Raw genomic sequence first — 22,629 nt, 5'->3', positions numbered from 1 at the left:
GTTCAGAGGCGTCGGTGCTGCGCGGCCTGCAGGACTTCGACATCGACGCCACCCCGCCCCGATCGCCGGGCTGCATGTCGCACGCTACCGGCGCGAGCGCATCGTCGCGGTGATGCCGGCGGGCCATGCGCTGGCGGCGCGCACCGCGGTCACGCTGCAGGATCTCGCCGGCGAACCCGTGATCCGACGCGGTCGCGCGTCTTCGAGCCGGCTTCGCGCATGCGGTGGCCAGCGGCATGGGGCCGAGCTTCACTCCCTGTGCTGCCTTGCGGTGCGCAAGGAACGGCCGTTGATCTCGGCGCTGTTCGCGGTGGCGCTGGGCGGCGGCTGAGAGCGGGACCCGGCGCGCTCGCGTTCCAGTGCTAGTTCGCGCTCGCGCTCGGCCGCGGCCTCGTGCCGGCGCGAGCCGTAGCGGCGCGCGTACTGCCAGGTGAACTCGGCCCCCAGCAGGAAGATCTGCGCGGAATAATACACCCACAGCAGCAGCACCACCAGCGAGCCGGCGGCGCCGTAGCCGTTGGCGACGCCGCTCTTGCCGATGTACAGGCCGATCAGGAACTTGCCCAGCGTGAACAGCAGCGCCGTCACCGCCGCGCCCAGCCACACGTCGGGCCAGCGCACCTTGGCGCGCGGCATGATCTTGTAGATCATGGCGAACACCACCGTGATCAGCACCAGGCTCACCGCGGTGTCGAGCACATGGGCGATCAGTTCCTCGGCCCCGAACAACGGCCCCCACAGGCGGTTGAGCGCGGAGATGGCCGCGCTCAGCAGCAGCGACACCACCAGCAGGAAGCCGATGCCCAGGATCATGCCGAACGACAGCAGCCGCGCGCGCAGCAATGCGAACAGGCCGGAGCTCTTGCGCCGCTCGGGCACCTCCCAGATGCGGTCGAGCGCGGACTGCAGCTCGGCAAAGACCGTGGTCGCGCCGACCAGCAGCACCCCCACGCCGACCACCGCGGTCAGGGCACTGGCCGCGGGCTTGCTGACCGCCAGCAGCATCGCCTCGACGGTCTTGGCGCCTTCCGGGCCGAGCAGCCCCTGCAGCTGCGCCACCACTTCGCCGCGCGCGGCCTCGTGGCCGAACACCACGCCCGCCACCGAGATCACGATCAGCAAAAGCGGCGCGATCGAGAACACCGTGTAGTAGGCCAGCGCCGCGCCCATGCTGGGGGCGTAGTCTTCCACCCAGGCGTTGACGGTATCCCGCAGCAGCCCGTAGAGCGCGCGGGGCGAGGACAGCAGAACCGACGAAATGGAAGGCATCGCCCGACCCCCAGTCACGATACTGCCCTGCTCCCCGCAATTCCCGTTCCCGCCCCGCGGCGATGTGCTGCGGCCATGGCAGGCATGGCGCCGGCGCGCCGGCAGAGCGCCACTCGCGCCGCACCGGGCGGCCAGTGCGCGCCGCCCCGCGCCCCCCTGGCGTGCGGATCGCGTGCATTCTTTACAACGCGCGACTGCGCCTGGCGGCCGGGCCGCGCCCGCCTCACGGCGCCTGCATCGACACCCCGTAGCCGCCAAAGATGCGCGCCAGCTCGCCGTTGCCGCGCAGCGTGTCCAGCGCCGACTGCAGCGCCTCGGCCAGCTCGCGTTCGCCGGCCTTGACCGCCATGCCGACGGCCCAGCCGCGCGGCGGCAGCAGCGGCGCGCTGATGTCGGTGGCGGCATAGCGGCTGGCGGCGTGGCCGCCGGCCTTGAGCGCGCTTTCATACTGCGCGCGCGTCACCAGCGCGGCGGCGATCTCGCCGGAGAACAGCGCCTGCAGCGCCTGGCCGGCCTCGGGGTAGATCCGGACGCGCTCGCGCAGCGAGCCGCCGCCGGCGGACAGCAGCGCGTTGGCCCCGGCCGAGCCCGCGGCCGCGCCGGTGGGCTGGCCGGCCAGGTCTTCCAGGCCGCGCACGTCCGCTACCCGCTCGCGGTCCCGCACCAGCACGAAGGTCTCGCGATAGTAGGGGGCGACGATCAGCGCCTTGTCGTTGGCGCGCATGAAGGCCCGGTCCACCGGCACGTGCAGCATCACGTCGGCCGGTCCGTAGCCCAGGTAATGGCCGCGCCAGACCATCGCGCGCAGGTCGTCGGCCATGTTCTCGTCGGCATCGAACGGCATCAGCGCCACCGACAGGCCCAGCGCCTTGCCCAGCGCCTGCGCCAGCGCCACGTCGATGCCGGCGTACTGGCTGCCGGCCAGCGCCGAGAACGGCGGCAGGCCCTTGTACACCGCCACCTTGAGCGTGCCGGCCTGGCGGATCCGGGCCAGGTCGGCATGCGCCGGCGCCGCGCCGAGCCAGGCGGTAGCGGCCAGCAGGATGCAGCCGAGCCAGCGCGGCATCCGCGCCGACGGCGCGGGCAGGATGGAAAAGGTAAGCCGTGGGCCGCGCACAGGGCTGTCAGGCATGGCATTGCTCCAGTTGGACGAAGGGAACCTGCGGCATCGATCGGGTTGGCGCCGCGCCTACTCGTGGCGCGATTCCAGGTAGGTCTTGATGGCCCAGACCGCCTCCTGGCTCAGCACGCCGTCGAACGGCGGCATGTAGACGCGGCCGTCGCGGGTGCGGCCCTTGCGCACGGTGGTGGTGTAGAACTGCGAGATCTCGCTCTGGCAGGCCTGCTTCTTCCGGGCGTCGGCCAGCGCGACGCAGTCGCTGTCCAGCTTGCGCAGGTCGGGGGCAATGCCGCCCGACACGGCCTCGAGCCCGTGGCAGCGCGCGCAGTTCTGGTTGTACGCCGACGAGCCGATGCGCAGCGCCTCTTTGTGCGCATCGCCGCTGCGGTAGGGATTGTCCGGACGCCATTCGTCGCCCAGCTGTGGTAACGCTTTGGTATCGACGGCCTGGGGCGTGACATCGCCGTGGGCCAGCACCGGGCCGGCGGAAAAAGCGGTCAGGGACGCGCAAAGCGCGAGCAAGGCGAGCAGGCGGCGCTGCGTTTTCATGGATGTCTCCTACAGTGATGAGGCTGGGTTTTGTTTGCCCCATTTCCGCAAGAGCCATACCAACGCGGCGGCACGGCACAAATGCCGGCGAAGTGCCGCGTTTGCCGGGCAGAATCCGCCCGGACAAAGCCGCGGCGCGGCAGCGGTGTCCCGGAATGCCACACCCTGGCAAGTGTTTTGCTTCACCACGCAACACTGTCGAGCCGCCCCCGCGCGGCCGGCGACGACCCGCGCCAAGATCGCGGGCGGATTTTCCACAAGGAGACCGAGACATGACCATCCAGCCGGATCCGGCCCGTCCACGCGCGGACGCTCCCGCCGACGCCCCCGCTCATGCCGGGCAGCACGAGCGTGCCGAGCTGATCGCCCAGGCCCACCAGCGCTCGGAGTCTTATGGCCTGCGCCCCTATGAGTCGCCCGATTTCTGCCCGGTGCTGCAGAGCGAGCTGAAGACCCGCATCGAACGCAGCCAGTCACTGTTCACCTATGCCCTGCCGGTGATGGAGACCCTGCACGACCAGATCGTGGACACCCAGAGCATGATCGTGCTGACCGACGCCGACGGCCTGATCCTGCACGCCATGGGCGACGACGACTTCCTCGTCCGTGCCGACAAGATCTCGCTGCGCCCCGGTTCGGAGTGGTCGGAGGCGCGCCGCGGCACCAACGCCATTGGCACGGCACTGGCCGAGAACCGCGCCACGCTGGTACACGGCGCCGACCATTACCTGGAGGCCAACCAGTTCCTGACCTGCTCGTGCATGCCGATCCTGGACCCTTACGGCAAGACCGTGGGCGCGCTCGACGTGACCGGCGACCAGCGCGGCTTCCACAAGCACACCATGGCGCTGGTGCGGATGTCGGCGCAGATGATCGAGAACCAGCTGTTCGGCAATGCCTTCCGCGACATGGTGTGCATCCGCTTCCATTCGCGCGCGGAGTTCCTGGGCACGCTGGTGGAGGGCATCGTCTCGTTCACGCCCGGCGGGCGCTTCCTGTCGGCCAACCGCAGCGGGCAGTTCCAGCTGGGCCTGTCCAACGGCGCGCTGCAGGCGCATACCTTCTCGTCGCTGTTCGGGATGTCGATGTCGCAGCTGTTCGACGCGGCGCGCGCGGCCCATGCGGGCATCGTCCCGTTGCACCTCCCCAGCGGCGTCAAGGTCAGCGCGCGGGTGGAATGGAAAACCCCGGCCGCGGCGCTGTCCTCCGGCGCCAGCGAGGCGCGCCACGCGGGCGCGGGCGGCGCCACCGGCCTGCCGCGCAGCCTGGCGGCGGGCCCGGCGCCCTCGCCCGGGCTGGATCAGCTCGACACCGGCGACGCCCAGATCCGCACCGTGATCGGCAAGCTGCGCAAGGTCATCGGCAAGGACATCCCGGTGATGGTGCTGGGCGAAACCGGCACCGGCAAGGAGCTGATGGCGCGCGCCATCCACGCCGACAGCGGGCGCCGCACCGGCCCCTTCATCGCCGTCAACTGCGCCTCGATCCCGGAAAACCTGATCGAGTCGGAGCTGTTCGGCTACGAGGAAGGCGCCTTCACCGGCGCGCGCAAGAAGGGCGGCATCGGCAAGATGCTGCTGGCCAACGGCGGCACGCTGTTTCTCGACGAGATCGGCGACATGCCGCTGCACCTGCAGGGCCGCCTGCTGCGCGCGCTGCAGGAGCGCGCGGTATCGCCGCTGGGCAGCAGCAAGGTGATCCACATCGATGTCTCGGTGGTGTGCGCCACCAACCGCAACCTGCGCGACCTGGTCGCCAGCGGCCAGTTCCGCGAAGACCTGTACTACCGCCTCAACGGGCTGGTGGTGCGGCTGCCGGCGCTGCGCGAGCGCAGCGACCTGGACGTGGTCGCCGGCCAGCTGCTGCGCCAGGACCTTGGCGGCAGCGCGGCCGATGTGCCCGAGCACGCGCCCCGCATCAGCGACGCGGTGATGGCGCTGTTCCGCCGCTACCACTGGCCCGGCAATATCCGCCAGCTCGGCAACCTGCTGCGCACCGCGCGGCTGATGGCCGAAGGCGAAGCCGAGATCACCGAGGAGCACCTGCCCGACGACTTCCTCGACGACCTGCGCGCGGCGCCCGCAGCCACGCCCGCGGCCGCGCCGGCGGTGGCGATGGCGCCGGGCATGCAGCCCACGCGGCTGGCCGAGGTCGAGGCGATGGCGATCGTGGCCACGGTCAAGGCGCACAACGGCAATATCTCGGCGGCGGCCAAGGCGCTGGGGATCTCGCGCAACACGGTCTACCGCAAGATGGAGGAGGCGCGCGGCCTGCCGCAGCCGGGCGGCTGACCGGCGACCGCGCGCAAGGCCGCCGGTTCAGGCCGGCGGCTCGCCCTGCAGCCACGCGTCCTCCAGCTGGCGCCAGGCGCGCTGCAGGTTCAGCGGATGGCGCGTCGCGAAATGGCGCCAGTGACGGAACGGCGCCGCCGCCACGGCCTCGGCCGCCTGGCTCGCATCGCGGCCCGCGGCCAGCGCGGCGCCGATGCCGTGCGCGAGCGCATCGAGATAGGCCAGCGTCGGCACCAGCGTCTGCGCCGGCGTGCCGGTGGCGCTGGCGACGACGATGTCCGCCGGCAGCGCGATCAGCTGCCGCAGCGCCTGGCGCCAGCCTTGCAGCGAGGCTTCCTGCATCTCCGGCACGCGCTCCCGGTACCCCAGCCCCCCCGCGCACAGTAGCCGCAGCTGCGGCGCGTACAGCACCGTATCCGATGTACTGTGGGCAGGCGCATGCACCTGCACCTGCCACGCCGTGCCACCCGTGTGCAGCCAGGCGCCGTCCCGCAGCGCCGGCTCCGGCAGCACGATCGCGGTGCCGCGCATGGCCGCGCGGCCGAGCTGCGCGCCCAGGCGGGCCAGGCAGTCCTCGCAGCGTTGCCGCATCAACGCGGCGGTAGCGGGCGACGCCAGGAACCGCGGCCTTGGCCGCAGCCCGGCAAAGGCCGCGTTGGCCAGCACGTTCTCGGGATGGGCGTGGGTGTTGACCACCCAGCGCACCGGCTGCGCCGTCAGCGCCCGGATCGCGCCGAGCAGCGCCCTGCCCCACGCTGCGTGCGGCCCGGGATCGACCACCAGCACGCCCGCGCTCGTGACATGGACCAGGCTGGGCACCACCGCGCCGACGTTGGCGCGCATGGCTTCGGCATTGGACGCGCGGGCGACGTAGAGGCCGGGCTGCAGCCGCTCCAGCGCGACCCGCGTGCCGGCCGCCGTGGCCGCCGCCGGGCACCAGGCGTCGAGTGCCAGCGCCAGTGCGGTTCCGAGAAAGGCCCGACGCGTCGCCATCAAAGCTGCCAGGCGCAGGCGCGGATCTCGTCGGCGAGGGCATCGCGCATGGCGCCATCGGCCAGGTGCCCGCCGTCGACCCAGGCCAGCCGCGCGGCCGGCATGGCGTGCCGCAGCCGCAGCGCATTGGCTGGCCGGCACACCGCGTCGGCGCGGCCATGCAGCAGCGTCACCGGCATGCCGTGCACGGCGATGTCCCGCGCCGCGCGCAGCAACGCCGGCTTGCCCAGCCCGGCGCGATGGCGCAGGTAGTGCGCCTGGATACGGTATTTGCGTACCGTCGCCAGGCACTCGCGCGCGGCCTGCCGGCGTCCCTGTGCAACGTCGCGCAGGCCGAGCCGGTCCAGCTCGAGCCGGCGCCACGCCGTCGCGGTGTCCCGTTTTTGAACAGTCGTCCCACTTTGCAACAGTCGGGACACCGTCAGCAGCCGGGCGCGCGCCTCGGGCAGCCGCTCGCCCGCCGGCGCGACGCGGCGCAGCAGGCCGGCGCCGGGGCGCGCTGCAAACAAGCCCAGCACGTCGTCGCTCCCGGTCAGGAAGGCGCCGCGCAATACCAGCGCCGCGACCGCGTGCGGATAGCGCGCGGCATAGGCCAGTGCCAGCGCCGCGCCCCACGATCCCCCGACCACGCCCCAGCGCGCGATGCCCAGCGCCGCGCGCAGCCGTTCCAGGTCGGCCAGCAGCGCGCCGACGTTGTTGCGCCGCAGGCTGCCTGCCGGGGTCGAGCGGCCGGCGCCGCGCTGGTCGGGCATCACCACGCGGTGCCGTTGCGGGTCGAACCATGCCGCCATCGGCGCGGCGCAGCCGCTGCCCGGCCCGCCGTGCAGGACCAGCCAGGGCTCGCCGTGCGGCGGGCCGCCCAGCCGCACGTGCAGGCGCTGGGCGTCCGGCGTGCGCAGGTGGAAGACGGTGGTGTCCATGGTGGCTTCGGGCATGGTTGTTGCCTTTCAGGGCATTGCGGCAGACACGCTGCCATGCCGCAACGCTAATCACTAACCATGCCAAAGGAGACCGACATGACCTGGACCACGCCCGCCTACACCGAGCTGCGGCTCGGCTTCGAAATCACCATGTATATCGCCAACCGCTGACCGGCGGCGACGTTCCGCAGGTGGGCGCCGCCGGTGGTTGCCGGTATGGCGCCTGCGCGGGGCAGCCGTGGTCCACCCTCGAGCGCTCGCCTCATGACAACCATCCGGGTACTGGGATCGGCCGCCGGCGGCGGCTTCCCGCAATGGAACTGCAATTGCCGCAACTGCGACGGCGTGCGCCGGGGCACCGTGCGCGCCACCCCACGCACGCAATCGTCGATCGCGCTGTGCGGCGACGGCCCGGAGGCGATCCTGGTCAATGCCTCGCCCGATGTCCTGCAGCAGCTGCGCCAGGCCGGCGCGCTGCAGCCCGCGCGCGCGCCGCGCGACACCGCAATCGCCGCGGTGCTGCTGATGGACGCGCAGATCGACCACGTCACCGGCCTGCTGATGCTGCGCGAGCACCGCCGCGCACTGCCGCTCTATGCCTCCGCCAGCGTGCTCGAAGACCTGGCCGGGGCATTCCCGCTGACGCGCATCCTGTCGTACTACTGCGGGCTGCAGTGCCACGCGCTGCCGTGCGACGGCACCGCGTTCTCGGTGCCGCCGCTGGATGGCGTGGCGCTGACCGCGGTGCCGCTGCAAAGCAAGGCGCCGCCCTACTCGCCCCGGCGCCACGCGCCGCAGCCCGGCGACAACATCGGCCTGCGCATCGAAGACCGCCGCAGCGGGCGCAGCGCCTTCTATGCGCCGGGGCTGGGCCAGGTCGACGACCACGTGTTCGCGCAGCTGCGCAGCGCCGACGTGGTGCTGGTCGACGGCACTTTCTGGCGCGACGACGAAATGCAGGCGCTGGGCTTCTCCACGCGCAGCGCCGCCGACATGGGCCACCTGGCCCTGTCCGGGCCGGGCGGGATGATCGAGGTGCTGGACCGCCTGCCCGCCAGCCGCAAGGTCCTCATCCACATCAACAACACCAATCCGGTGCTGGCCGAAGACTCGCCCGAGCATGCCGAGCTGGCCCGGCACGGCATCGAGCTGGCCTACGACGGCATGGAAATCACGCTATGACAGCCACCGTTGCCTGGACCCCGGCCGAATTCGAGGCGCGCCTGCGCGCCCGCGAAAGCGGCTACCACATCTACCATCCGTTCAACCAGCGCATGGCGGCGGGCCAATGCGCGCCCGCGCAGATCCGCGCCTGGGTGGCCAACCGCTTCTACTACCAGGCCAGCATCCCGCTCAAGGATGCCGCGATCCTGTCCAACTGCCCCGACCGCGCCACGCGCCGCGAGTGGTTGGTGCGCATCCTCGACCATGACGGCACCGACACCGAGCCTGGCGGCATCGAGGCCTGGCTGCGGCTGGGCCAGGCCGTCGGCCTGGAGCGCGACGCGCTGCTGAACCACCGGCAGGTGCTGCCCGGGGTGCGCTTCGCCGTCGACGCCTATGTCAATTTCGCGCGCCGCGCGCCGTGGCAGGAAGCGGTGTGCTCGTCGCTGACCGAGATGTTCGCGCCGAAGATCCACCAGCAGCGGCTGGCCGGGTGGCCCACGCACTACCCGTGGATCGAGGCCGGCGGGCTGGATTATTTCCGCTCGCGCATCCCGCTGGCGCAGCGCGACGTCGACCACGGCCTGCGCGTGACGCTGGACTATTTCCGCAGCCCCGCGCAGCAGCAGCGCGCCCTCGACATCCTGCAGTTCAAGCTCGACGTGCTGTGGTCGATGCTCGATGCCATCCAGCAGGCCCAGCCATGACCGCCGGCACGCACGACCTCGCCACCCCGACCCTGCACCGCACCTTCCGGCTGCAGTGGGAAGACTCGCAGCAAAGCTGGGTGCTGCTGTATCCGGAAGGAATGGTCACGCTCAACGACAGCGCCGCCGCGATCCTGCAGCGCTGCGATGGCAACCATACGCTCGACATGCTGATCGACGACCTGCAGGCCGCCTTCGGCGTGCAGGGCATCGCGCCGGAGGTCCATGCCTTTGTCAAACATGCCACCGCACGCGGCTGGCTGGTCTGAGCCGGCGCCGCCCGGCCCGCCGCTGTGGCTGCTGGCGGAGCTGACCTACCGCTGCCCGCTGCACTGCGCGTTCTGCTCCAATCCGGTCGACTACGCCCGCCATACGCAGGAACTGGATACCGCGCAGTGGTGCGACGTATTCACCCAGGCGCGCGCGCTGGGCGCGGTGCAGCTGGGCCTGTCCGGCGGCGAGCCGCTGCTGCGCAAGGACCTGGAAGCGCTGGTGCACCATGCGCGCGGCCTGGGCTTCTACACCAACCTGATCACCTCCGGCGTGGGCCTCACCGACGCCCGCCTGGCGGCGCTGCGCGAAGCGGGCCTGGACCATATCCAGCTGTCGTTCCAGGACTCCACGCGCGAGCTCAATGACTTCCTGTCGAGCACGCGCACGTTCGAGCTAAAGCAGCGCGTGGCCGGGCTGATCAAGGCGCACGGCTATCCGATGGTGATGAACTGCGTGCTGCACCGGCATAACCTGCCGCACGTCGGCACCATCATCGAGCTGGCCTTGCAGCTCGGCGCCGAATACCTGGAGCTGGCCAATACGCAGTACTACGGCTGGGCCTGGGAGAACCGGCTGGCGCTGATGCCGACCCGCGAACAGCTGCGCGAGGCCGAGGCCGTGGTGGGGCAGTACCGCGCGCGCATCGGCCGGCAATGCCAGATCCTGTTCGTGGTGCCGGACTATTTCGAGGAACGGCCGAAGAAATGCATGAACGGCTGGGGCACCACCTTCCTCGGCGTGGCCCCGGACGGCACCGCGCTGCCGTGCCATGCGGCGCGCATGCTGCCGGACCTGGCATTGCCCAGCGTCACGACCGAAACACTGCGCCAGATCTGGCACCACAGCGACGCCTTCCGCCGCTTTCGCGGCACGCAGTGGATGCCGCAACCATGCCGCTCGTGCGAGCACAGCGAGGCGGACCTGGGCGGATGCCGCTGCCAGGCCTTCCTGGTCACCGGCGATGCCGCCGCGACCGACCCCGCCTGCGCACAGGCACCCGGACACGGGCGGCTGCGCGAGATCGTGCTGGAGGGCCGGCTGGCGGCGGCGCGGACGAACGAATATCCGCTGGTGTTCCGGAGTGATGGAAACTCGTTGAGATTGAGTTCATCACGGAATTGCGGGGGATGAGGGTGGGCCGCGCGGACAGATGCCTTGACTTCGTGGATGCGCCGGCCCCTCTCCCCCGCCCTCTTCCGCAAGCGGGAGAGGGGCGCAAACAAGCGGAAGGCGCGAATCCTTTGGGCTCGCTCGCGATAGCGCGTGCGAGCGCAGCGACGCACTCCGTGCCCGAGCCCAGGACCCGAGACAGTGCGTGCCCGCAGCGCAGCCGAAGGCGTCCCACCACTAGCGCCGTGAGTAGGCCGCCACCGACCTGAAGTCGGGTTCGTCCATCCGCCCCGCCAAGCACGACAAACCAACCAACCGCAATACCCCCGACCAGCCCTGAGTCAGCGCCGGCGCCGCCGCCGCCGTTGCAGGCGAGTCTTGCGCCGGCCACCCACGCCCGCGACGGACCTGGGTCCGACGCAGCGCCCCGGCTCAGCCGACGCCAAGCACCCACTCCGCCAGCTTCTTCGCATCGTCCTCTCCCAGGTTTCCGTGCGGCGGCATCGGAATCCGGCCCCACGCCCCCTTGCCGCCCTCCCGGATCTTCTTCGCCAGCGCCGCGGCCGCCTGGCCGTCGCCCTTGTACCGCGCCGCGACCTCGGCAAACCCCGGACCCACCAGCTTCGACTGCATGCCATGGCAGGAAAAGCAGCCGCTCTTGTCGGCCAGGGCCTGCATCTCCGCCGCCGTGGCGGCCAGCGCCGCGCCCGGCAACAACGCGCCGGCTGCCGCCAGCGCCATCCATTCCTTCTTCATGCCTGTATCCCGATCCGATGCTGTTGCTACCATGCTCCGCGCACACCCAGCATCGACGATGCGAGGGCATGTGCGCGGAGCCTCGTCACGCTTTCCCGCTCAGCTCTTGTGCAGCTTGAACACCCACACCGAGCCGCCCTGCTCGAGGAAATTCACGCGCTTGGCCACCTCGCCGCCCCACAGCGGCACCGCACCGCCCCAGCCGGACACCACCGCGACGAACTGCTCGCCGTTCTCTTCCCACGTCACCGGCGGCGCGACCACGCCGCTGCCGGTCTGGAACTGCCACAGCTCCTTGCCGGTCCTGGCGTCGGCGGCCTTCAGGTAGCCTTCCGGCGTGCCCCAGAACACCAGCCCGCCGGCGGTGGTCATGGCGCCGCCCCACAGCGGCGCGCTGTTCTTGACCTCCCACACGATCTTGCCGGTCTTGGGGTTGATCGCGCGCAGCGAGCCGATGTAGTCCTCATTGAGCGGCTGGATGGTGAAGCCCGCGCCGAGGAAGGCGGCGCCCTTCTTGTAGCTGATGGGCTCGTTCCAGATCTCCATGCCCCACTCATTCGCCGGCACGTAGAACATGCCGGTCTGCGGGCTGTAGGCCATCGGCTGCTGGTTCTTGCCGCCCAGGAAGCCGGGCGCGGCGAATACCGACTTGCCCTTCTTCTCGCCGTTGGCGGCGGCGGGGTCGCCGGGGCGGCCCGCGGCGACGTAGTCGGGCCGGCCGCTCTTCAGGTCGATGCCGGTGGCCCAGGTGATCTTGTTGACGAAGGGGAAGGCATTGACCAGCTTGCCGCTGCGCGCGTCGTTGACGTAGAAGAAGCCGTTGCGGTCGGCCTTGCCGCCCATGCGCTTGCCGTCCAGGTCGAAGGTGACGAACTCGTTCACGCCGTCGAAGTCCCAGCCGTCGTTGGGCGTGTTCTGGTAGTGCCAGACGATCTTGCCGGTGGCCGGATCCAGCGCCACGGTCGAGGCGGAATAGAGGTTGTCGCCCTTGCGGATATGGCTGTTCCACGGGCCCGGGTTGCCGGTGCCGAAGTAGGCCAGTCCGGTCGCCGGATCATAGGTGCCGCCCAGCCACGTGGCAGCACCGCCGGTCTTCCAGGTCTCGCCGGGCCAGCTGGCGTTCTGGGTGCCGGTCATGCCGATCTCGGTCTTGTTGCCGTCCTTGTCATACTTGTAGCCCATGTGGCCTTCGACCACCGGCCGCGACCACACCAGCTGCCCGGTCTTGGCATCGCGCGCTTCGACGCGGCCGACCACGCCGAATTCGCCGCCCGAGATGCCGGTCAGCACCAGGCCCTTGGCCACCAGCGGCGCGGCCGTGTACGAGTAGCCGGCCGCGTAGTCTTCCAGCTTTTCCTTCCACACCACCTTGCCGCTGTTCTGGTCCAGCGCCACCAGCTGCGCATCGAGCGTGCCGAAGATCACCAGGTTGTCGTACAGCGCCGCGCCGCGGTTGACCACGTCGCAGCACGGCATGATGCCTTCGGGCAGGCGGTGCTCGTACTTCCACAGCTTGCGCCCGGTCTTGGCGTCGAGCGCGTAGATGCGTGAATACGACGCGGTGACGAACATCTTGCCGTCGTGGATCAGCGGCTGCGACTCCTGGCCGCGCTGCTTCTCGCCGCCGAACGAGAACGACCACGCCGGCACCAGCCGGGCCACGTTCTTGGTATTGATGCGCGACAGCGTCGAATAGCGCTGGCCCTGCGGGCCCATGCCCCACGACAGCACGTCGCCGGGGGACTTCGCGTCGTTCTCGATCATGGCGTCGCTTACCGCGGCCTGCGCGGCCTGCCCCGCTTGCGCGGCAACGCTTGCCGCGGCGGCCGCGATTGCCGCGACCGCCAGCCCTGCTCGTATCATCCTCATTGCCATCTCCTCTCTTGTTTTCGATTTCGCTGGTGCGCCACTGCGCCACACACCAGCACGCAAATGGCAAATCCCATGCCAGTGGGCCCTGGCGCGATCACGCGCCCTGCAGGGCCACCGCACGGTTGGGGCCCGCGCCAGCGTGCAACACTGCGTTGCAGCTGCGCCAGAATTGAACAGCCACCGATGGCCCCGTCACTGGCCCAGCGCGGCGTCCTCGTGCGCCGGGTAGAGATGGATCACGTTGCGCAGGTACTCGGCCGGCATCGCGCCCCAGCGCGCGTAGGGCTCGGGCACGGGCATGGCCATCACCTCGGCCAGGTCGCGTCCCTGCGCCGCGGCCTCGCGCAGGCGCGCATCGAGCCATTGCAGGTAGGCGCGCGTCTGCGCGATGGCCTCGGTGCCGCCCAGCGCGGGGCCATGGCTGGGCACCAGCAGGCGCGCCCCGCTCTGCGCCATCAGCGCCTGCAGCCGCGCCAGGCTGTCGAGCCAGCGGCCGATGTGCGCGTGCGGCGTGGTCGGGATGCGCTCGCGGAACACCAGCCCGCCGGCAAAGACGATGCCGGCGCCGCGGTCCAGCAGCACCAGGTCGGCGTCGGTATGGCCTTCCAGGCGGATCAGTTCCAGCGTGCGGCGGCCGATCGTCTGTGCGCCGGCGTCGAGCGCGTGCACCGGCGGCGCGGGCTCGGTGCCGCGCATCCAGTCGCCGCACAGGCGGTAGAGGTTGTCGGCATAGGCCGCGCCCTCGCGGCGCGCGCCGTCGATGGTGGCGGGCAGCGCGCTGGCGCCCACGTCGGCATAGGCCTGGTTGCCGAAGAAGTAGTCGGGATGCAGGTTCAGGTTCAGCACCAGCCGTACCGGCGCGCCGGTGACCGCGGCGATGGCGCGGCGCTGCTGCTCGCCATACTCGCGCGAGGGGCCGGTGTTGATCACCACCACGCCGTCGCCGGTGTCGATGAAGGCGGTATTGATGATGTTGCAGCCATTGGCCGGGGCGAAGTCGGCATTGGCGCCTTCCAGCAGCCACACGCCGGCGGCAATCTCGCGCGGGGCCAGGCGGTAGTCGGGTGGCTGCGCCGGGGCCGCGTGGACCGCAGCAGTGGCCAGCCACGGCAACAGCGACAGCAGCGCGCGCTTGATGGCGACATTGGTGGCGAGGTTCATGGCGAAACCCGCGCCGCGATGCGGTTGCCGTTGTTGTCGTGGCCGGCCACGGTCATGCCCGGCACCACCGCCTCGCGCAGGTCGAACGAGAAGATCGGGTTCTCCGCCACCGGCTCGTGCAGGGTCAGCCGCAGCAGCGGCTGCCGCACGGCGTCGGCCAGCACCAGGGTCTCGATATGGAACGCGGGGATGCCGGCGACCAGGCCGGTGTCCATCGGGTGCATCACGCGCAGCCGCACGCGCGCGCCGGCCTGGCCCTGTCCCTGATCCAGGCCGGGGAACACGCGCGCCTCGACCCGGTTGAGGGTCCGGCTCCAGCTGCCGTCGCGGCGGGTCGCCCCGGGCACGGTGCAGCCACCGCCGCCGGCGTCGACCCACGCGCTGCCGACATGCCAGGTGCCGTCGCGCGTGCGCGCCGCCACCCGCACCGGCGAGGCCTGCTCCAGCTTGAAGCGGAACGACAGCGACGGCCGCGCGCGCAGCGGCTCGAACGCCAGCACCGCGCGGATCGGGTTGCGGTCCACCGCCACCACGATGCGCTCGACCTCGCCCAGTGCCGACGCGTCGAAGGCAATCGGCACGCGCATCGGGTCCTCCGCGAAGGCGGGCCCGGTGACCCTGACCCGGCTGTCGAACACCACCGGGGCGTTCTCCAGCAACTCCTTGTGGATCCACGCCCATTGCGGCGACTGCAGCGGATCGCTGCGCGCGACCACGGCGTTGGCGGCGCCCGCCGCCGCGCCCGGGGCAACCAGCCCCGGCCACCCCAGCGCCAGCAGCGCCATGGCTTGTCGGCGGCCGCTCATGCCGGCTGTCCGCGCCGCGCCATGCCGCGCTGCGGGTCATAGCCACGCAGCGCCAGCGCGAAACACACCACCGCGCTGGCCGCGACGATGGCCAGGCTGTGCGGCGCCAGTTGCCCGTACAGCGCAAAGCGGATCGCCTCGACCGCATGCGTGAACGGGTTCAGCCGCGCCAGCTGGTACACCGCCTCGGCGCCAGACTCCTGCAGGCGCCACAGCGGATACAGCGCCGAGCTGACGAAGAACATCGGGAAGATAACGAAGTTCATGGTGCCGGCAAAGTTCTCCAGCTGGCGCACGTGGACCGACAGCAGCAGGCCGAGCGCGCCCAGCATCAGCGCGGCCAGCGTCATCGCGCCCAGGCCGGCCAGCAGGTGCAGCGGCGCGAAGCGGATGCCGAAGCCCGCCGCCACCAGCAGGAACACCGCCATCTGCAGCAGCGACAGCAGCGTGCCCGCCGCCAGCTTGCAGCCCAGCAGCCAGCCGCGCGGCAGCGGCGCAGTCAGCAGCAGCCGCATCACGCCCATCTCGCGGTCGTACACCATCGCCAGCGACGACTGCATGCCGTTGAATAGCGCGATCATGCCCAGCAGCCCGGGCGCGACATAGACCTGGTATTCGATATAGGTGTCGTACGGCGGCGCGATCGCGACCCCCAGCGCGTTCTGGAAGCCCGCGGCAAACACCAGCAGCCAGAGCAGCGGGCGCACCAGCGACGACAGCAGCCGCCCGGGCTGGCGCAGGTACTTGCGCAGCTCGCGGCCGCAGACTGCGCGCAGCGCGCGCCAGCGATGGCGCATCAACGGAGGCATGGTGGCGGGCATGGTCATGGTGTCAGGTCGGGGCGCGGCACGCCGTGTCGGCTTCGTCGGCGCCCAGGGTGTCGAGGTTGTTCTTCGGATGCAGCACGCCGTCGGCCGGCGCGGTGCCGACCACGCCGTCCGGGTGCGCCAGCAGCAGCGGCTGGCGCAGCTGGCGGTCCCAGCGCCGGAACGACAGCGGCGGACCCTTGAAGCCGTCCACCACCACCTGTCCCGCGCCCAGCGCCTGCGCCTGCGCGGCAAAGCCGGCGGGCTGCCGCACCACGCTCTCGGCAATGGCCTTGACCGCGACCCACGCGGCCCAGTCGTAGCCGGTCATGGGCCGGCCCGCGGCGCGCGCGAAGCGCCGGTTGAGCTGGGGCCCGCCGTTGCGCTCCCAGGCCCAGTGCCAGGCCTGCGCGCCCAGGCCGCTGGCGCCCACCACCGGGCGCGGCAACTGCGTGGCATAGGGCAGGCCGCGCGCGAACTCGCCATCGGCGTCGGCCACCACCACCACGTCGTAGTCGGCGCCAGCGGTCAGCAGCCTGACATTGGCCTGGTCGCGCTCGCGCGGATCATTCGACAGCCGGAACGCCCGCTGCGCGCTCCAGGCGATGCCGAAGCGCCGCGCCGCGCCCACCAGCGCGTCGCGCTGCGCGGCATCGGCCGGCGACGGCCCGCTCAGCAGCAGCGCGCGGCGCCACTTGCGCGCGGCCAGGTATTGCATCAGCGCGTCGGCGCGCATGCGCATGCTCGGCAGCGTATGCAGCAGCACCGGCGCGCAGCCGGCGCCGCGCAAGCCATCGTCGTCGGCCGAGACATTGAACAGCAGCGCCTCGCCCGGCCTGACCGCGCCCGCCGCGGCCCGGACCGAAGCCGGCGGGAGGTCCAGCAGGATAAAGCGCGTGCCCTGGCGCGCCAGCGCCGCGACCAGCGTGGCCACCTCGGCTTCGCTGCGGGCCTGCTGCGCCTCGAGCCGCAGCGACTGGCCCGCGGCCTCGAGCGCAAAGCGCGCTTCCGCCGCCGCCACCTGCGCGCCGTCGAGCGCGCGGCCGTGCGGCTGGTCGGGATAGCGCTGCGCCAGGCGCCGCGGCGCATGGCGGGCATCGTCGGCCAGCGACACCACCGCCACGCGCACCTCCGCGGCGTGCAGCGGCGCCGCCAGCGCCAGCGCCAGCATGAGGGCCGGCAGCGCCAGCGCGCGCTCAGTCATCGATCGCCACCGAATGCGGCACGCGGCCCGCCCTGAGCGTGGCCACCGCCTTGCGGCTGGCGGTGTCGACCACGCTGACATCGTCGGACAACCCGTTGGCAACGTAGAGCCGCGCGTTGTCGCGGCTCAGCGCCAGCCCCCAGGCGCGCCGCCCCACCAGCACGTAGTCCTGCACGCGGCGCGACGCCACCTCCACCACCGCGACGTGGTTGGCGCGGCCCAGGCCGATGTAGGCGTGGCTGCCGTCGCTGCGCGCCGCCATCCCGACCGGGGTCACGTCCTCGGGGCGCATGCCGCGCGGCGCGAAGGCAATGGTCTGGACCACTTCCAGCGTATCGGTGCGGATCACGCTGACGCTGGCCGACAGCTCGTTGGAGACCCACAGCTCCTTGCCGCCGCGCACCAGCAGCAGCCGGCGCGGCCGGTTGCCGACGCGGATATTGCGCACCACCTTGCGCGTGGCGACGTCGACCACATGGACCAGGTTGGCCACCTCGGAGGCCACGTACACCTGGCGTCCGTCCGCGCTGACCCTGACGCCTTCGGGTTCTTCGCCCACCGCCACCGCGAACACGCGCTTGCCGGAACCGGTGTCGTAGGCCGACAGCAGCGCGTCCTCTTCGTTCGACACGTAGAGGGTGCGGCCGTCCTGGCTCAGGTCGAACAGTTCCGGATCGTCGCCCACCGGCAGCGACGCCACGGTCTTGCGCGTCGCCACGTCGACCACGTCGACGCGGTGGTCGTCGCTGCAGGCCACGTACAGCCGCGCGCGATCCGGTGACAGCTGCAGATGGCGCGGCCGCCGGCACTGGCGCCATGCCGCCAGCTGCTGGCCGCTGCCGGCATCGTAGGCGGTCAGCGCGTCGTCCTTTTCGCTGGAGACAAAGACCTGGCCGGTGGCGGCGCGGGCGGCGCCCGGCGCGCCCTCGGCCAGGCCGGCCGCAACCAGCAACGCGGTGGCGAGCAGCCAGGTGCCGGCAAGCCAGGCGGGGGATGGCATCGGCTTCATGCGGTCAGCTCCGTTTGCGCCGCGCGGACGAGCGACGGCGTCATGGCAAGGAATGCGGCCTCCAGCGTCGTGGCTGAGGTGGCGCCCAGCAGCGCGGCCGGGGTGCCGTCGAAGCGCACCGCGCCGCGGTCGAGCACGATCACGCGGTCGGCCTGTTCCACCTCCTGCACCAGGTGGGTGGCCCACAGCACGCCGGCGCCGGCGTGCCGCGCCAGCCGCCGGGTCTCGGCCAGCAGCTGCACGCGCGAGGCCGGGTCCAGCCCCACCGTCGGCTCGTCCAGCAGCAGCATGGCCGGTTCGTGCAGCAAGGCGCGCGCCAGTTCGACCTTACGCCGGCTGCCGCCCGACAGCTCGCGCACCGGGCCCTGCGCGCGCGCCGCCAGGCCGAAGGCCTGCAGCAGGCGCGCGATGCGCTGCGCCGCGACCCGCCGCGGCAGGCCATGCAGATCGGCATGGAAGCGCAGGTTGGCCAGCACCGGCAGGTCCAGGTCGATGGCGGGCTGCTGGAACACGATGCCCAGCTGCGCCAGCGCGCGCACGGGCTCGCGCCGCATGTCGCGGCCCATCACCGTGACCTGCCCGGCGTCGGCGACGAACAGGCCGCTGAGGATCTGGAACAGCGTGGTCTTGCCGGCGCCGTTGGGCCCCAGCAGCGCCACGAACTCGCCGCGGCGCACGCACAGCGAAACCCCGTCCAGCGCAACGCGGCCGCCGAACGCCTTGCGCACGGCATCGCAACCGAGCGCCGGCGCGTCCTGCATTGGCAGCGCGTTCATAGCTGCTCCTTCGCCCGCGCCGTGCCGGCGCGCTCGGCAAAGGCGCGTTCGGCCTCCCAGGCCTGGCGCAGAAACGCTTCGTATTGCGCGGTGCCCAGGTAAGTCAGCTCCTGGTCGTAGCGGGCCAGCTCGGCGAGATGGCGCGGCTGCTGCATGGCGGCGCGGAAGGCGTCGTGCAGCCGCCTGACGATGGCCGCATCGGTGCCGCGCGGCACGCCGATGCCATAAGGCGAGTTGTGGACCGCATCGGCGAAGCCCAGCTCGGCCACGGTCGGCACCTCGGGCCAGCGCGCCGAACGCTGCGCGCTGAACACCGCCAGCAGGCGCAGCTTGCCGGTCTCGACGAAAGGCGCGAAGCCGGTGGAATTGACTCCGGCCATCAGCGAGCCGTTGGCCACCGCCAGCATCTGGTCGGCGGTGCCATGGTACGGCACGTGCACGTAGCGCACGCCACTGCGGCCGAGCACGTCCTCCATCGCCAGGTGCGCGGTGGTGCCGATGCCGGTGGAGCCCACGGTGAGCTGCCCCGGATGCGCGCGGCCCCAGGCAATCAGCTCGCGCAGCGAGCGCCACGGGCTGTCGGCGGGCACCACGATGCCGAAGGTATAGCCCGAGATCATCAGCACCGGCTGGATGTCGCGCAGCGGCTGCCACGCCGTCTTCTGCTGGTGCGGGAACCGGTACACCGTCAGCGGCAGCTGGCCGATGGTGTAGCCGTCCGGCCGCGCCGCGGCGAGCAGGCCGCCCACCAGCGTGCCGCCGGCGCCTGGGCGATTCTCCACCACGATCGGCTGCCCCAGTTCGCGCCCGGCCAGCTCGGCCAGGATCCGCATCGAGATATCGGTGGCGCCGCCGGCCGGCCACGGCACCACCAGCGTGACCGGACGCGACGGATAGGCGGATGCGCCCTCGGCCCGCGCGCAGCCCGCCGGCATCAGGCCGAGGCACAGCGACAGCAGGCAGGCAAGGCAACGGAACATGGCGCAGCACCGGACCGGGTTGGGATGCGGTGTGACAGAGCAAGGCCGATACCAGGTGCGATGCAGCACGGCATGCCGCATCCGCGCGGACCTTGCCGGGCCGGCGCTGCACGGCTCCGGCCCGCCTCCCTCGCAGCGACGCGTGCTGCGATGCGCCGCGCCGCACTGTGCCGTGATGAAACACCGGCCCGCTCGCAGCAACGCCCGACTGTCCTGTTTTGTGACAGGGCGCCGGCCCGCGCCGCGGCCCGGTGCAGCGCCGCCCGCCCGGCCCCGCCACCATGCGCGGCACGGTACGAAAACTGCTGAAGCGCTGCCGACAGGCGCGGCCCGATGCAGGCATGCGCCACCTATCCCGAGGAGACCGACCATGCCAGCCCTCCCGCGCCCTGCGCCGCCAGGCCAGCGGACATCCCGATCGCCGCGCGCCGGCGCGGCCCGCCCGCGTTGGCGCGCCGGCACGCCGGCCGCGGTGCTGTCCGCGCTGATCACGCTGCTGTGCCAGCGCGCCGCTGTGGCGCAACAGGACACTGCTGCGCCAAACCGGGACACTGCGCTGTTGCCCGAGGTGCTGGTGGTGGCCGCCGCGCCGCTGCCCGGCATCGGCGTCGCCAGCGACCTGGTGCCCTACACCGTGCAGACCGTGCGCGGCAGCGACCTCGGCGGCGCGCGCGCCGGCAACCTGGCCGACTACCTGAACCGCCACCTCGCCGGCGTCAACGTCAATGACATCCAGGGCAGCCCGTTCCAGACCGACATCACCTACCGCGGCTTCCGCGCCTCGTCGATCCCCGGCGTGCCGCAGGGGCTGTCGGTATACCTGGACGGGATCCGCGTCAACGAGCCCTTCGGCGACGTGGTCAGCTGGGACATGATCCCGGAGGCGGCGCTGGCGAGCGCGTCGCTGGTGTCCAGCGCCAACCCCGCCTACGGCCTCAACTCGCTTGGCGGCGCGCTCGCCATGACCACGCGATCCGGGCTGGACTCGCCCGGCTTCAGCGCCGACTTGTCCTACGGCAGCCATGCGCGCAAGCGTGCCGACCTGTCCGCCGGCGTGCGCAGCGACGGCGGCTGGCACGCCTTCGCCGCCGGCACGCTGTTCCAGGAGCACGGCTGGCGCGACCATTCCGAGGGCCGGCTCGGCAATGGCTTCGCCAAGGCGGGCTACGCCGGCGCCAGCAGCAGCTGGGACGTCTCGCTGCTGCACGGGCGCAGCACGCTGACCGGCAATGGCCTGGTGCCCAGCTATCGTGCCGGCGATGATGGCGGCACGGTGCCGGAGCTGTACCAGTCCAACCCGCGCGCGGTCTACACCTATCCCGACCAGACCCGCAACCTGGTCACGCAGGCCGCGCTCAACGGCCGCCACTGGTTCGACGACACGACCAGCGTGGCGGCGCTGGCCTATGTGCGCAACAGCCGCCGCGACACCGCCAACGGCGACGTCAACCCGGACTACGAGGCCTATGCCGAAAACTGCGAAGGCGGCTTCAACGCCGACGGCAGCCCGCGCGGCGCCGACTGCGGCATGACCCGCGCCGCAGGCGCGGCGCTGCACCCGGCCGTGCTCAACACCAGCCATATGCGCCAGCAGACCGTCGGCATGGCGCTGAGCCTGGCGCGGGAGGGCGAGCACCACGTGCTCAATGCCGGCCTGACGCTCGACCGCAGCCGCCTCACCTATTCGCAATACGCACAACCCGGCAGCTTCACCGACGACCGCGGCGTGGTCGCCGATCCTGCCGAGGCCAATGCCCTGTTCTCCGGCGTCAGTGGCAACGCGCGCACGCTCGGCCTGTACCTGTCCGATACCTGGTCGCTGACGCCCACCACCTTCCTCACCGCCTCGGCGCGCTGGAACCACGTCACCGTGAGCAATACGCTGCGCAACAGCGACGGCAGCGAGCAGCCGCGCGAGAGCTTTACTTATCGCCGCCTCAACCCGGCGCTGGGGCTGGCGCAGAAGCTGGGCGGCGGCGTCACGGTATTCGGCGGCTATGCGCAGAACAACCGCGTACCGACCGTGCTCGAGCTGGGCTGCGCCGACCCGGAACGGCCCTGCCGGCTGCCGGCGGGACTGCAGGCCGATCCCTACCTGAAGCAGGTGGTGTCGCATTCGTTCGAGGCCGGCGTGCGCTGGCAACCGCGCGAGCACACCGAGGTCACGGCGTCGCTCTATCGCATCGACAACCACGACGACATCCTGTTCGTGCGCGCACCGAATACCCAGCTCGGCTACTTCGCCAACTTCGACCGCACCCGCAACCAGGGGCTCGACCTCGCCGCGCGCCACCGCCTCGGCGCGGTGACGCTGCGGCTGGCCTACAGCTACCTGCAGGCCACCTACCAGGCCGCCGGCGCGCTGGCCGCGGGCGAACGCACCATCGATATCCGTCCGGGCATGCGCATGGCCGGACTGCCGCGCCATACGCTCAAGCTGGGCGCCGACTGGCAGGCGCTGGCCGGGCTGGTGCTGGGCGCCGACCTGGTGGCGGTGTCGGGCTCGGTCTCCAGCGGCAACGAGGACGGCCTGCGCAGCGACCCGCAGCCGGGCGCAGCGCCGCAGGCCGCCGACTGGAGCACGCCCGGCTACGCCACCATCAACCTGCGCGCGGCGTATCAGGTCAGCAAGCGCTTCGAGATCTACGCGCGCGTGGCCAACCTGCTCGACCGGCGCTACCAGACCTACGGCCAGATCGCCAACGATGTGTTTCCCGGGGGCAGCCTGGTGCGGCCGCACGTGGCCCCGGGCGATGCCGCCAGCGCCCTGTTCGTGGCGCCGGGAGCGCCGCGCAGCGTCTGGCTGGGGGTGGTGCTGCGGATGTAGCCGCCCGCTGTTGCCCCGGCGCCGCGGTCTTCACGA

22 protein-coding genes are annotated in these 22,629 nt (G+C 71.7%); 8 read left to right on the top strand and 14 right to left on the bottom strand.

All coding sequences use genetic code 11. The annotated features are described in order from the left end of the window. Positions 1 to 61: 61 nt before the first annotated feature. Positions 62 to 331 carry a LysR family transcriptional regulator substrate-binding protein gene (locus CBM2586_RS32155; RefSeq protein WP_306418345.1) on the top strand — a complete coding sequence of 90 codons (270 nt, stop codon included), beginning with the start codon at positions 62 to 64 and terminating at the stop codon, positions 329 to 331. Here CBM2586_RS32155 and CBM2586_RS20725 read toward each other — a convergent pair. From CBM2586_RS20725 to pedF, 3 genes are all read right to left on the bottom strand, one after another. Beyond that, positions 250 to 1,269 carry a YihY/virulence factor BrkB family protein gene (locus CBM2586_RS20725; protein ID WP_115689522.1) on the bottom strand — a complete coding sequence of 340 codons (1,020 nt, stop codon included), beginning with the start codon at positions 1,267 to 1,269 and terminating at the stop codon, positions 250 to 252. The two genes, CBM2586_RS32155 and CBM2586_RS20725, sit on opposite strands and share 82 nt — an antisense overlap. A 223-nt stretch (positions 1,270 to 1,492) precedes the next feature. After that, positions 1,493 to 2,401, bottom strand: coding sequence for a substrate-binding periplasmic protein (locus CBM2586_RS20720; RefSeq protein ID WP_115689520.1), 909 nt, complete (start codon positions 2,399 to 2,401; stop codon positions 1,493 to 1,495). Positions 2,402 to 2,458: 57 nt separating this feature from the next. Next, positions 2,459 to 2,938, bottom strand: coding sequence for a cytochrome c-550 PedF (pedF, locus tag CBM2586_RS20715; protein ID WP_115665151.1), 480 nt, complete (start codon positions 2,936 to 2,938; stop codon positions 2,459 to 2,461). Between the two features lie 272 nt (positions 2,939 to 3,210). On the opposite strand from pedF, the gene CBM2586_RS20710 reads away from it, so the two are divergent. Next, positions 3,211 to 5,229: a sigma-54-dependent Fis family transcriptional regulator gene (locus CBM2586_RS20710; RefSeq protein WP_115665152.1), complete on the top strand. Its 2,019-nt coding sequence runs from the start codon at positions 3,211 to 3,213 to the stop codon at positions 5,227 to 5,229. A gap of 27 nt (positions 5,230 to 5,256) precedes the next feature. Here the strand turns inward: CBM2586_RS20710 and CBM2586_RS20705 are convergent, their stop codons facing one another. Continuing rightward, positions 5,257 to 6,222, bottom strand: coding sequence for an MBL fold metallo-hydrolase (locus CBM2586_RS20705; RefSeq protein WP_172587103.1), 966 nt, complete (start codon positions 6,220 to 6,222; stop codon positions 5,257 to 5,259). Continuing rightward, on the bottom strand, positions 6,222 to 7,157 hold the full coding sequence (locus CBM2586_RS20700; protein ID WP_115689516.1) for an alpha/beta fold hydrolase: 936 nt from the start codon (positions 7,155 to 7,157) through the stop codon (positions 6,222 to 6,224). Before CBM2586_RS20700 ends, CBM2586_RS20705 begins: the two co-directional genes overlap by 1 nt. A gap of 81 nt (positions 7,158 to 7,238) precedes the next feature. Between CBM2586_RS20700 and pqqA the strand changes: the two genes are divergently transcribed. The 5 genes from pqqA (at position 7,239) to pqqE (ending at position 10,417) form a co-directional block, all read left to right on the top strand. Further along, positions 7,239 to 7,313 (top strand): pyrroloquinoline quinone precursor peptide PqqA, encoded by a 75-nt coding sequence (pqqA, locus tag CBM2586_RS20695; RefSeq protein WP_012355514.1) that lies wholly within the window; start codon positions 7,239 to 7,241, stop codon positions 7,311 to 7,313. Positions 7,314 to 7,406: 93 nt separating this feature from the next. Further along, entirely contained in the window at positions 7,407 to 8,324 is a 918-nt protein-coding gene (gene pqqB, locus CBM2586_RS20690; RefSeq protein ID WP_115689514.1) for a pyrroloquinoline quinone biosynthesis protein PqqB, read from the top strand. Further along, positions 8,321 to 9,013, top strand: a complete 693-nt coding sequence (pqqC, locus tag CBM2586_RS20685; RefSeq protein ID WP_115689512.1) for a pyrroloquinoline-quinone synthase PqqC — start codon at positions 8,321 to 8,323, stop codon at positions 9,011 to 9,013. Before pqqB ends, pqqC begins: the two co-directional genes overlap by 4 nt. Beyond that, positions 9,010 to 9,282, top strand: a complete 273-nt coding sequence (pqqD, locus tag CBM2586_RS20680) for a pyrroloquinoline quinone biosynthesis peptide chaperone PqqD (RefSeq protein WP_115665157.1) — start codon at positions 9,010 to 9,012, stop codon at positions 9,280 to 9,282. The genes pqqC and pqqD overlap by 4 nt, the downstream gene beginning before the upstream one ends. Next, positions 9,239 to 10,417, top strand: coding sequence for a pyrroloquinoline quinone biosynthesis protein PqqE (gene pqqE, locus CBM2586_RS20675; protein WP_115689510.1), 1,179 nt, complete (start codon positions 9,239 to 9,241; stop codon positions 10,415 to 10,417). Before pqqD ends, pqqE begins: the two co-directional genes overlap by 44 nt. 411 nt (positions 10,418 to 10,828) lie before the next feature. On the opposite strand, the gene CBM2586_RS20670 is transcribed toward pqqE, so the two are convergent. The 9 genes from CBM2586_RS20670 to CBM2586_RS20630 all read right to left on the bottom strand — a co-directional run bounded on the left by CBM2586_RS20670 (position 10,829) and on the right by CBM2586_RS20630 (position 19,766). Next, positions 10,829 to 11,152, bottom strand: a complete 324-nt coding sequence (locus tag CBM2586_RS20670) for a c-type cytochrome (protein ID WP_115665159.1) — start codon at positions 11,150 to 11,152, stop codon at positions 10,829 to 10,831. A 99-nt stretch (positions 11,153 to 11,251) separates the two neighbouring features. Next, on the bottom strand, positions 11,252 to 13,021 hold the full coding sequence (locus CBM2586_RS20665) for a PQQ-dependent methanol/ethanol family dehydrogenase (protein ID WP_115689508.1): 1,770 nt from the start codon (positions 13,019 to 13,021) through the stop codon (positions 11,252 to 11,254). Between the two features lie 195 nt (positions 13,022 to 13,216). Beyond that, positions 13,217 to 14,185 (bottom strand): quinoprotein relay system zinc metallohydrolase 1, encoded by a 969-nt coding sequence (locus tag CBM2586_RS20660; protein WP_373424250.1) that lies wholly within the window; start codon positions 14,183 to 14,185, stop codon positions 13,217 to 13,219. Continuing rightward, positions 14,182 to 14,991 carry a quinoprotein dehydrogenase-associated SoxYZ-like carrier gene (locus CBM2586_RS20655; RefSeq protein ID WP_240987980.1) on the bottom strand — a complete coding sequence of 270 codons (810 nt, stop codon included), beginning with the start codon at positions 14,989 to 14,991 and terminating at the stop codon, positions 14,182 to 14,184. The genes CBM2586_RS20660 and CBM2586_RS20655 overlap by 4 nt, the downstream gene beginning before the upstream one ends. Then, the gene (locus CBM2586_RS20650; RefSeq protein ID WP_240987979.1) at positions 14,988 to 15,818 is read right to left on the bottom strand and encodes an ABC transporter permease; all 831 of its coding nucleotides are present in this window, start codon (positions 15,816 to 15,818) and stop codon (positions 14,988 to 14,990) included. Before CBM2586_RS20650 ends, CBM2586_RS20655 begins: the two co-directional genes overlap by 4 nt. Positions 15,819 to 15,822: 4 nt before the next feature. Beyond that, positions 15,823 to 17,001, bottom strand: coding sequence for an ABC transporter substrate-binding protein (locus CBM2586_RS20645; RefSeq protein WP_115689504.1), 1,179 nt, complete (start codon positions 16,999 to 17,001; stop codon positions 15,823 to 15,825). After that, entirely contained in the window at positions 16,994 to 18,010 is a 1,017-nt protein-coding gene (locus CBM2586_RS20640; protein WP_115689502.1) for a PQQ-dependent catabolism-associated beta-propeller protein, read from the bottom strand. Before CBM2586_RS20640 ends, CBM2586_RS20645 begins: the two co-directional genes overlap by 8 nt. Continuing rightward, positions 18,007 to 18,786 carry an ABC transporter ATP-binding protein gene (locus CBM2586_RS20635; protein WP_172587102.1) on the bottom strand — a complete coding sequence of 260 codons (780 nt, stop codon included), beginning with the start codon at positions 18,784 to 18,786 and terminating at the stop codon, positions 18,007 to 18,009. The genes CBM2586_RS20640 and CBM2586_RS20635 overlap by 4 nt, the downstream gene beginning before the upstream one ends. Next, positions 18,783 to 19,766: a tripartite tricarboxylate transporter substrate binding protein gene (locus CBM2586_RS20630; protein ID WP_115689500.1), complete on the bottom strand. Its 984-nt coding sequence runs from the start codon at positions 19,764 to 19,766 to the stop codon at positions 18,783 to 18,785. Before CBM2586_RS20630 ends, CBM2586_RS20635 begins: the two co-directional genes overlap by 4 nt. Positions 19,767 to 20,136: 370 nt before the next feature. Here CBM2586_RS20630 and CBM2586_RS20625 point away from each other — a divergent pair, with 370 nt between their 5' ends. Continuing rightward, positions 20,137 to 22,593 carry a TonB-dependent receptor gene (locus CBM2586_RS20625; RefSeq protein WP_115689498.1) on the top strand — a complete coding sequence of 819 codons (2,457 nt, stop codon included), beginning with the start codon at positions 20,137 to 20,139 and terminating at the stop codon, positions 22,591 to 22,593. The last annotated feature ends 36 nt before the right edge of the window (positions 22,594 to 22,629 follow it).

Source organism: Cupriavidus taiwanensis, assembly GCF_900250115.1.
Classification (GTDB): Bacteria; Pseudomonadota; Gammaproteobacteria; order Burkholderiales; family Burkholderiaceae; genus Cupriavidus; species Cupriavidus taiwanensis_B.
This window is presented reverse-complemented; position numbering and strand designations above follow the sequence as displayed.

Bases quoted from the DNA above. Each gene is read 5' to 3' on its own strand.
- pqqB (WP_115689514.1), top strand. From the start codon at position 7,407: ATGACAACCATCCGGGTACTGGGATCGGCCGCCGGCGGCGGCTTCCCG.
- CBM2586_RS20720 (WP_115689520.1), bottom strand. From the start codon at position 2,401: ATGCCTGACAGCCCTGTGCGCGGCCCACGGCTTACCTTTTCCATCCTG.
- CBM2586_RS20630 (WP_115689500.1), bottom strand. From the start codon at position 19,766: ATGTTCCGTTGCCTTGCCTGCCTGCTGTCGCTGTGCCTCGGCCTGATG.
- CBM2586_RS20725 (WP_115689522.1), bottom strand. From the start codon at position 1,269: ATGCCTTCCATTTCGTCGGTTCTGCTGTCCTCGCCCCGCGCGCTCTAC.
- CBM2586_RS20670 (WP_115665159.1), bottom strand. From the start codon at position 11,152: ATGAAGAAGGAATGGATGGCGCTGGCGGCAGCCGGCGCGTTGTTGCCG.
- CBM2586_RS20640 (WP_115689502.1), bottom strand. From the start codon at position 18,010: ATGAAGCCGATGCCATCCCCCGCCTGGCTTGCCGGCACCTGGCTGCTC.
- pqqD (WP_115665157.1), top strand. From the start codon at position 9,010: ATGACCGCCGGCACGCACGACCTCGCCACCCCGACCCTGCACCGCACC.
- pedF (WP_115665151.1), bottom strand. From the start codon at position 2,938: ATGAAAACGCAGCGCCGCCTGCTCGCCTTGCTCGCGCTTTGCGCGTCC.
- CBM2586_RS20650 (WP_240987979.1), bottom strand. From the start codon at position 15,818: ATGACCATGCCCGCCACCATGCCTCCGTTGATGCGCCATCGCTGGCGC.
- CBM2586_RS20635 (WP_172587102.1), bottom strand. From the start codon at position 18,786: ATGAACGCGCTGCCAATGCAGGACGCGCCGGCGCTCGGTTGCGATGCC.
- CBM2586_RS20705 (WP_172587103.1), bottom strand. From the start codon at position 6,222: ATGGCGACGCGTCGGGCCTTTCTCGGAACCGCACTGGCGCTGGCACTC.
- CBM2586_RS20665 (WP_115689508.1), bottom strand. From the start codon at position 13,021: ATGAGGATGATACGAGCAGGGCTGGCGGTCGCGGCAATCGCGGCCGCC.
- CBM2586_RS20700 (WP_115689516.1), bottom strand. From the start codon at position 7,157: ATGCCCGAAGCCACCATGGACACCACCGTCTTCCACCTGCGCACGCCG.
- pqqE (WP_115689510.1), top strand. From the start codon at position 9,239: ATGCCTTTGTCAAACATGCCACCGCACGCGGCTGGCTGGTCTGAGCCG.
- CBM2586_RS20655 (WP_240987980.1), bottom strand. From the start codon at position 14,991: ATGAGCGGCCGCCGACAAGCCATGGCGCTGCTGGCGCTGGGGTGGCCG.
- CBM2586_RS20660 (WP_373424250.1), bottom strand. From the start codon at position 14,185: ATGAACCTCGCCACCAATGTCGCCATCAAGCGCGCGCTGCTGTCGCTG.
- CBM2586_RS20625 (WP_115689498.1), top strand. From the start codon at position 20,137: ATGCCAGCCCTCCCGCGCCCTGCGCCGCCAGGCCAGCGGACATCCCGA.
- pqqC (WP_115689512.1), top strand. From the start codon at position 8,321: ATGACAGCCACCGTTGCCTGGACCCCGGCCGAATTCGAGGCGCGCCTG.
- CBM2586_RS20710 (WP_115665152.1), top strand. From the start codon at position 3,211: ATGACCATCCAGCCGGATCCGGCCCGTCCACGCGCGGACGCTCCCGCC.
- CBM2586_RS20645 (WP_115689504.1), bottom strand. From the start codon at position 17,001: ATGACTGAGCGCGCGCTGGCGCTGCCGGCCCTCATGCTGGCGCTGGCG.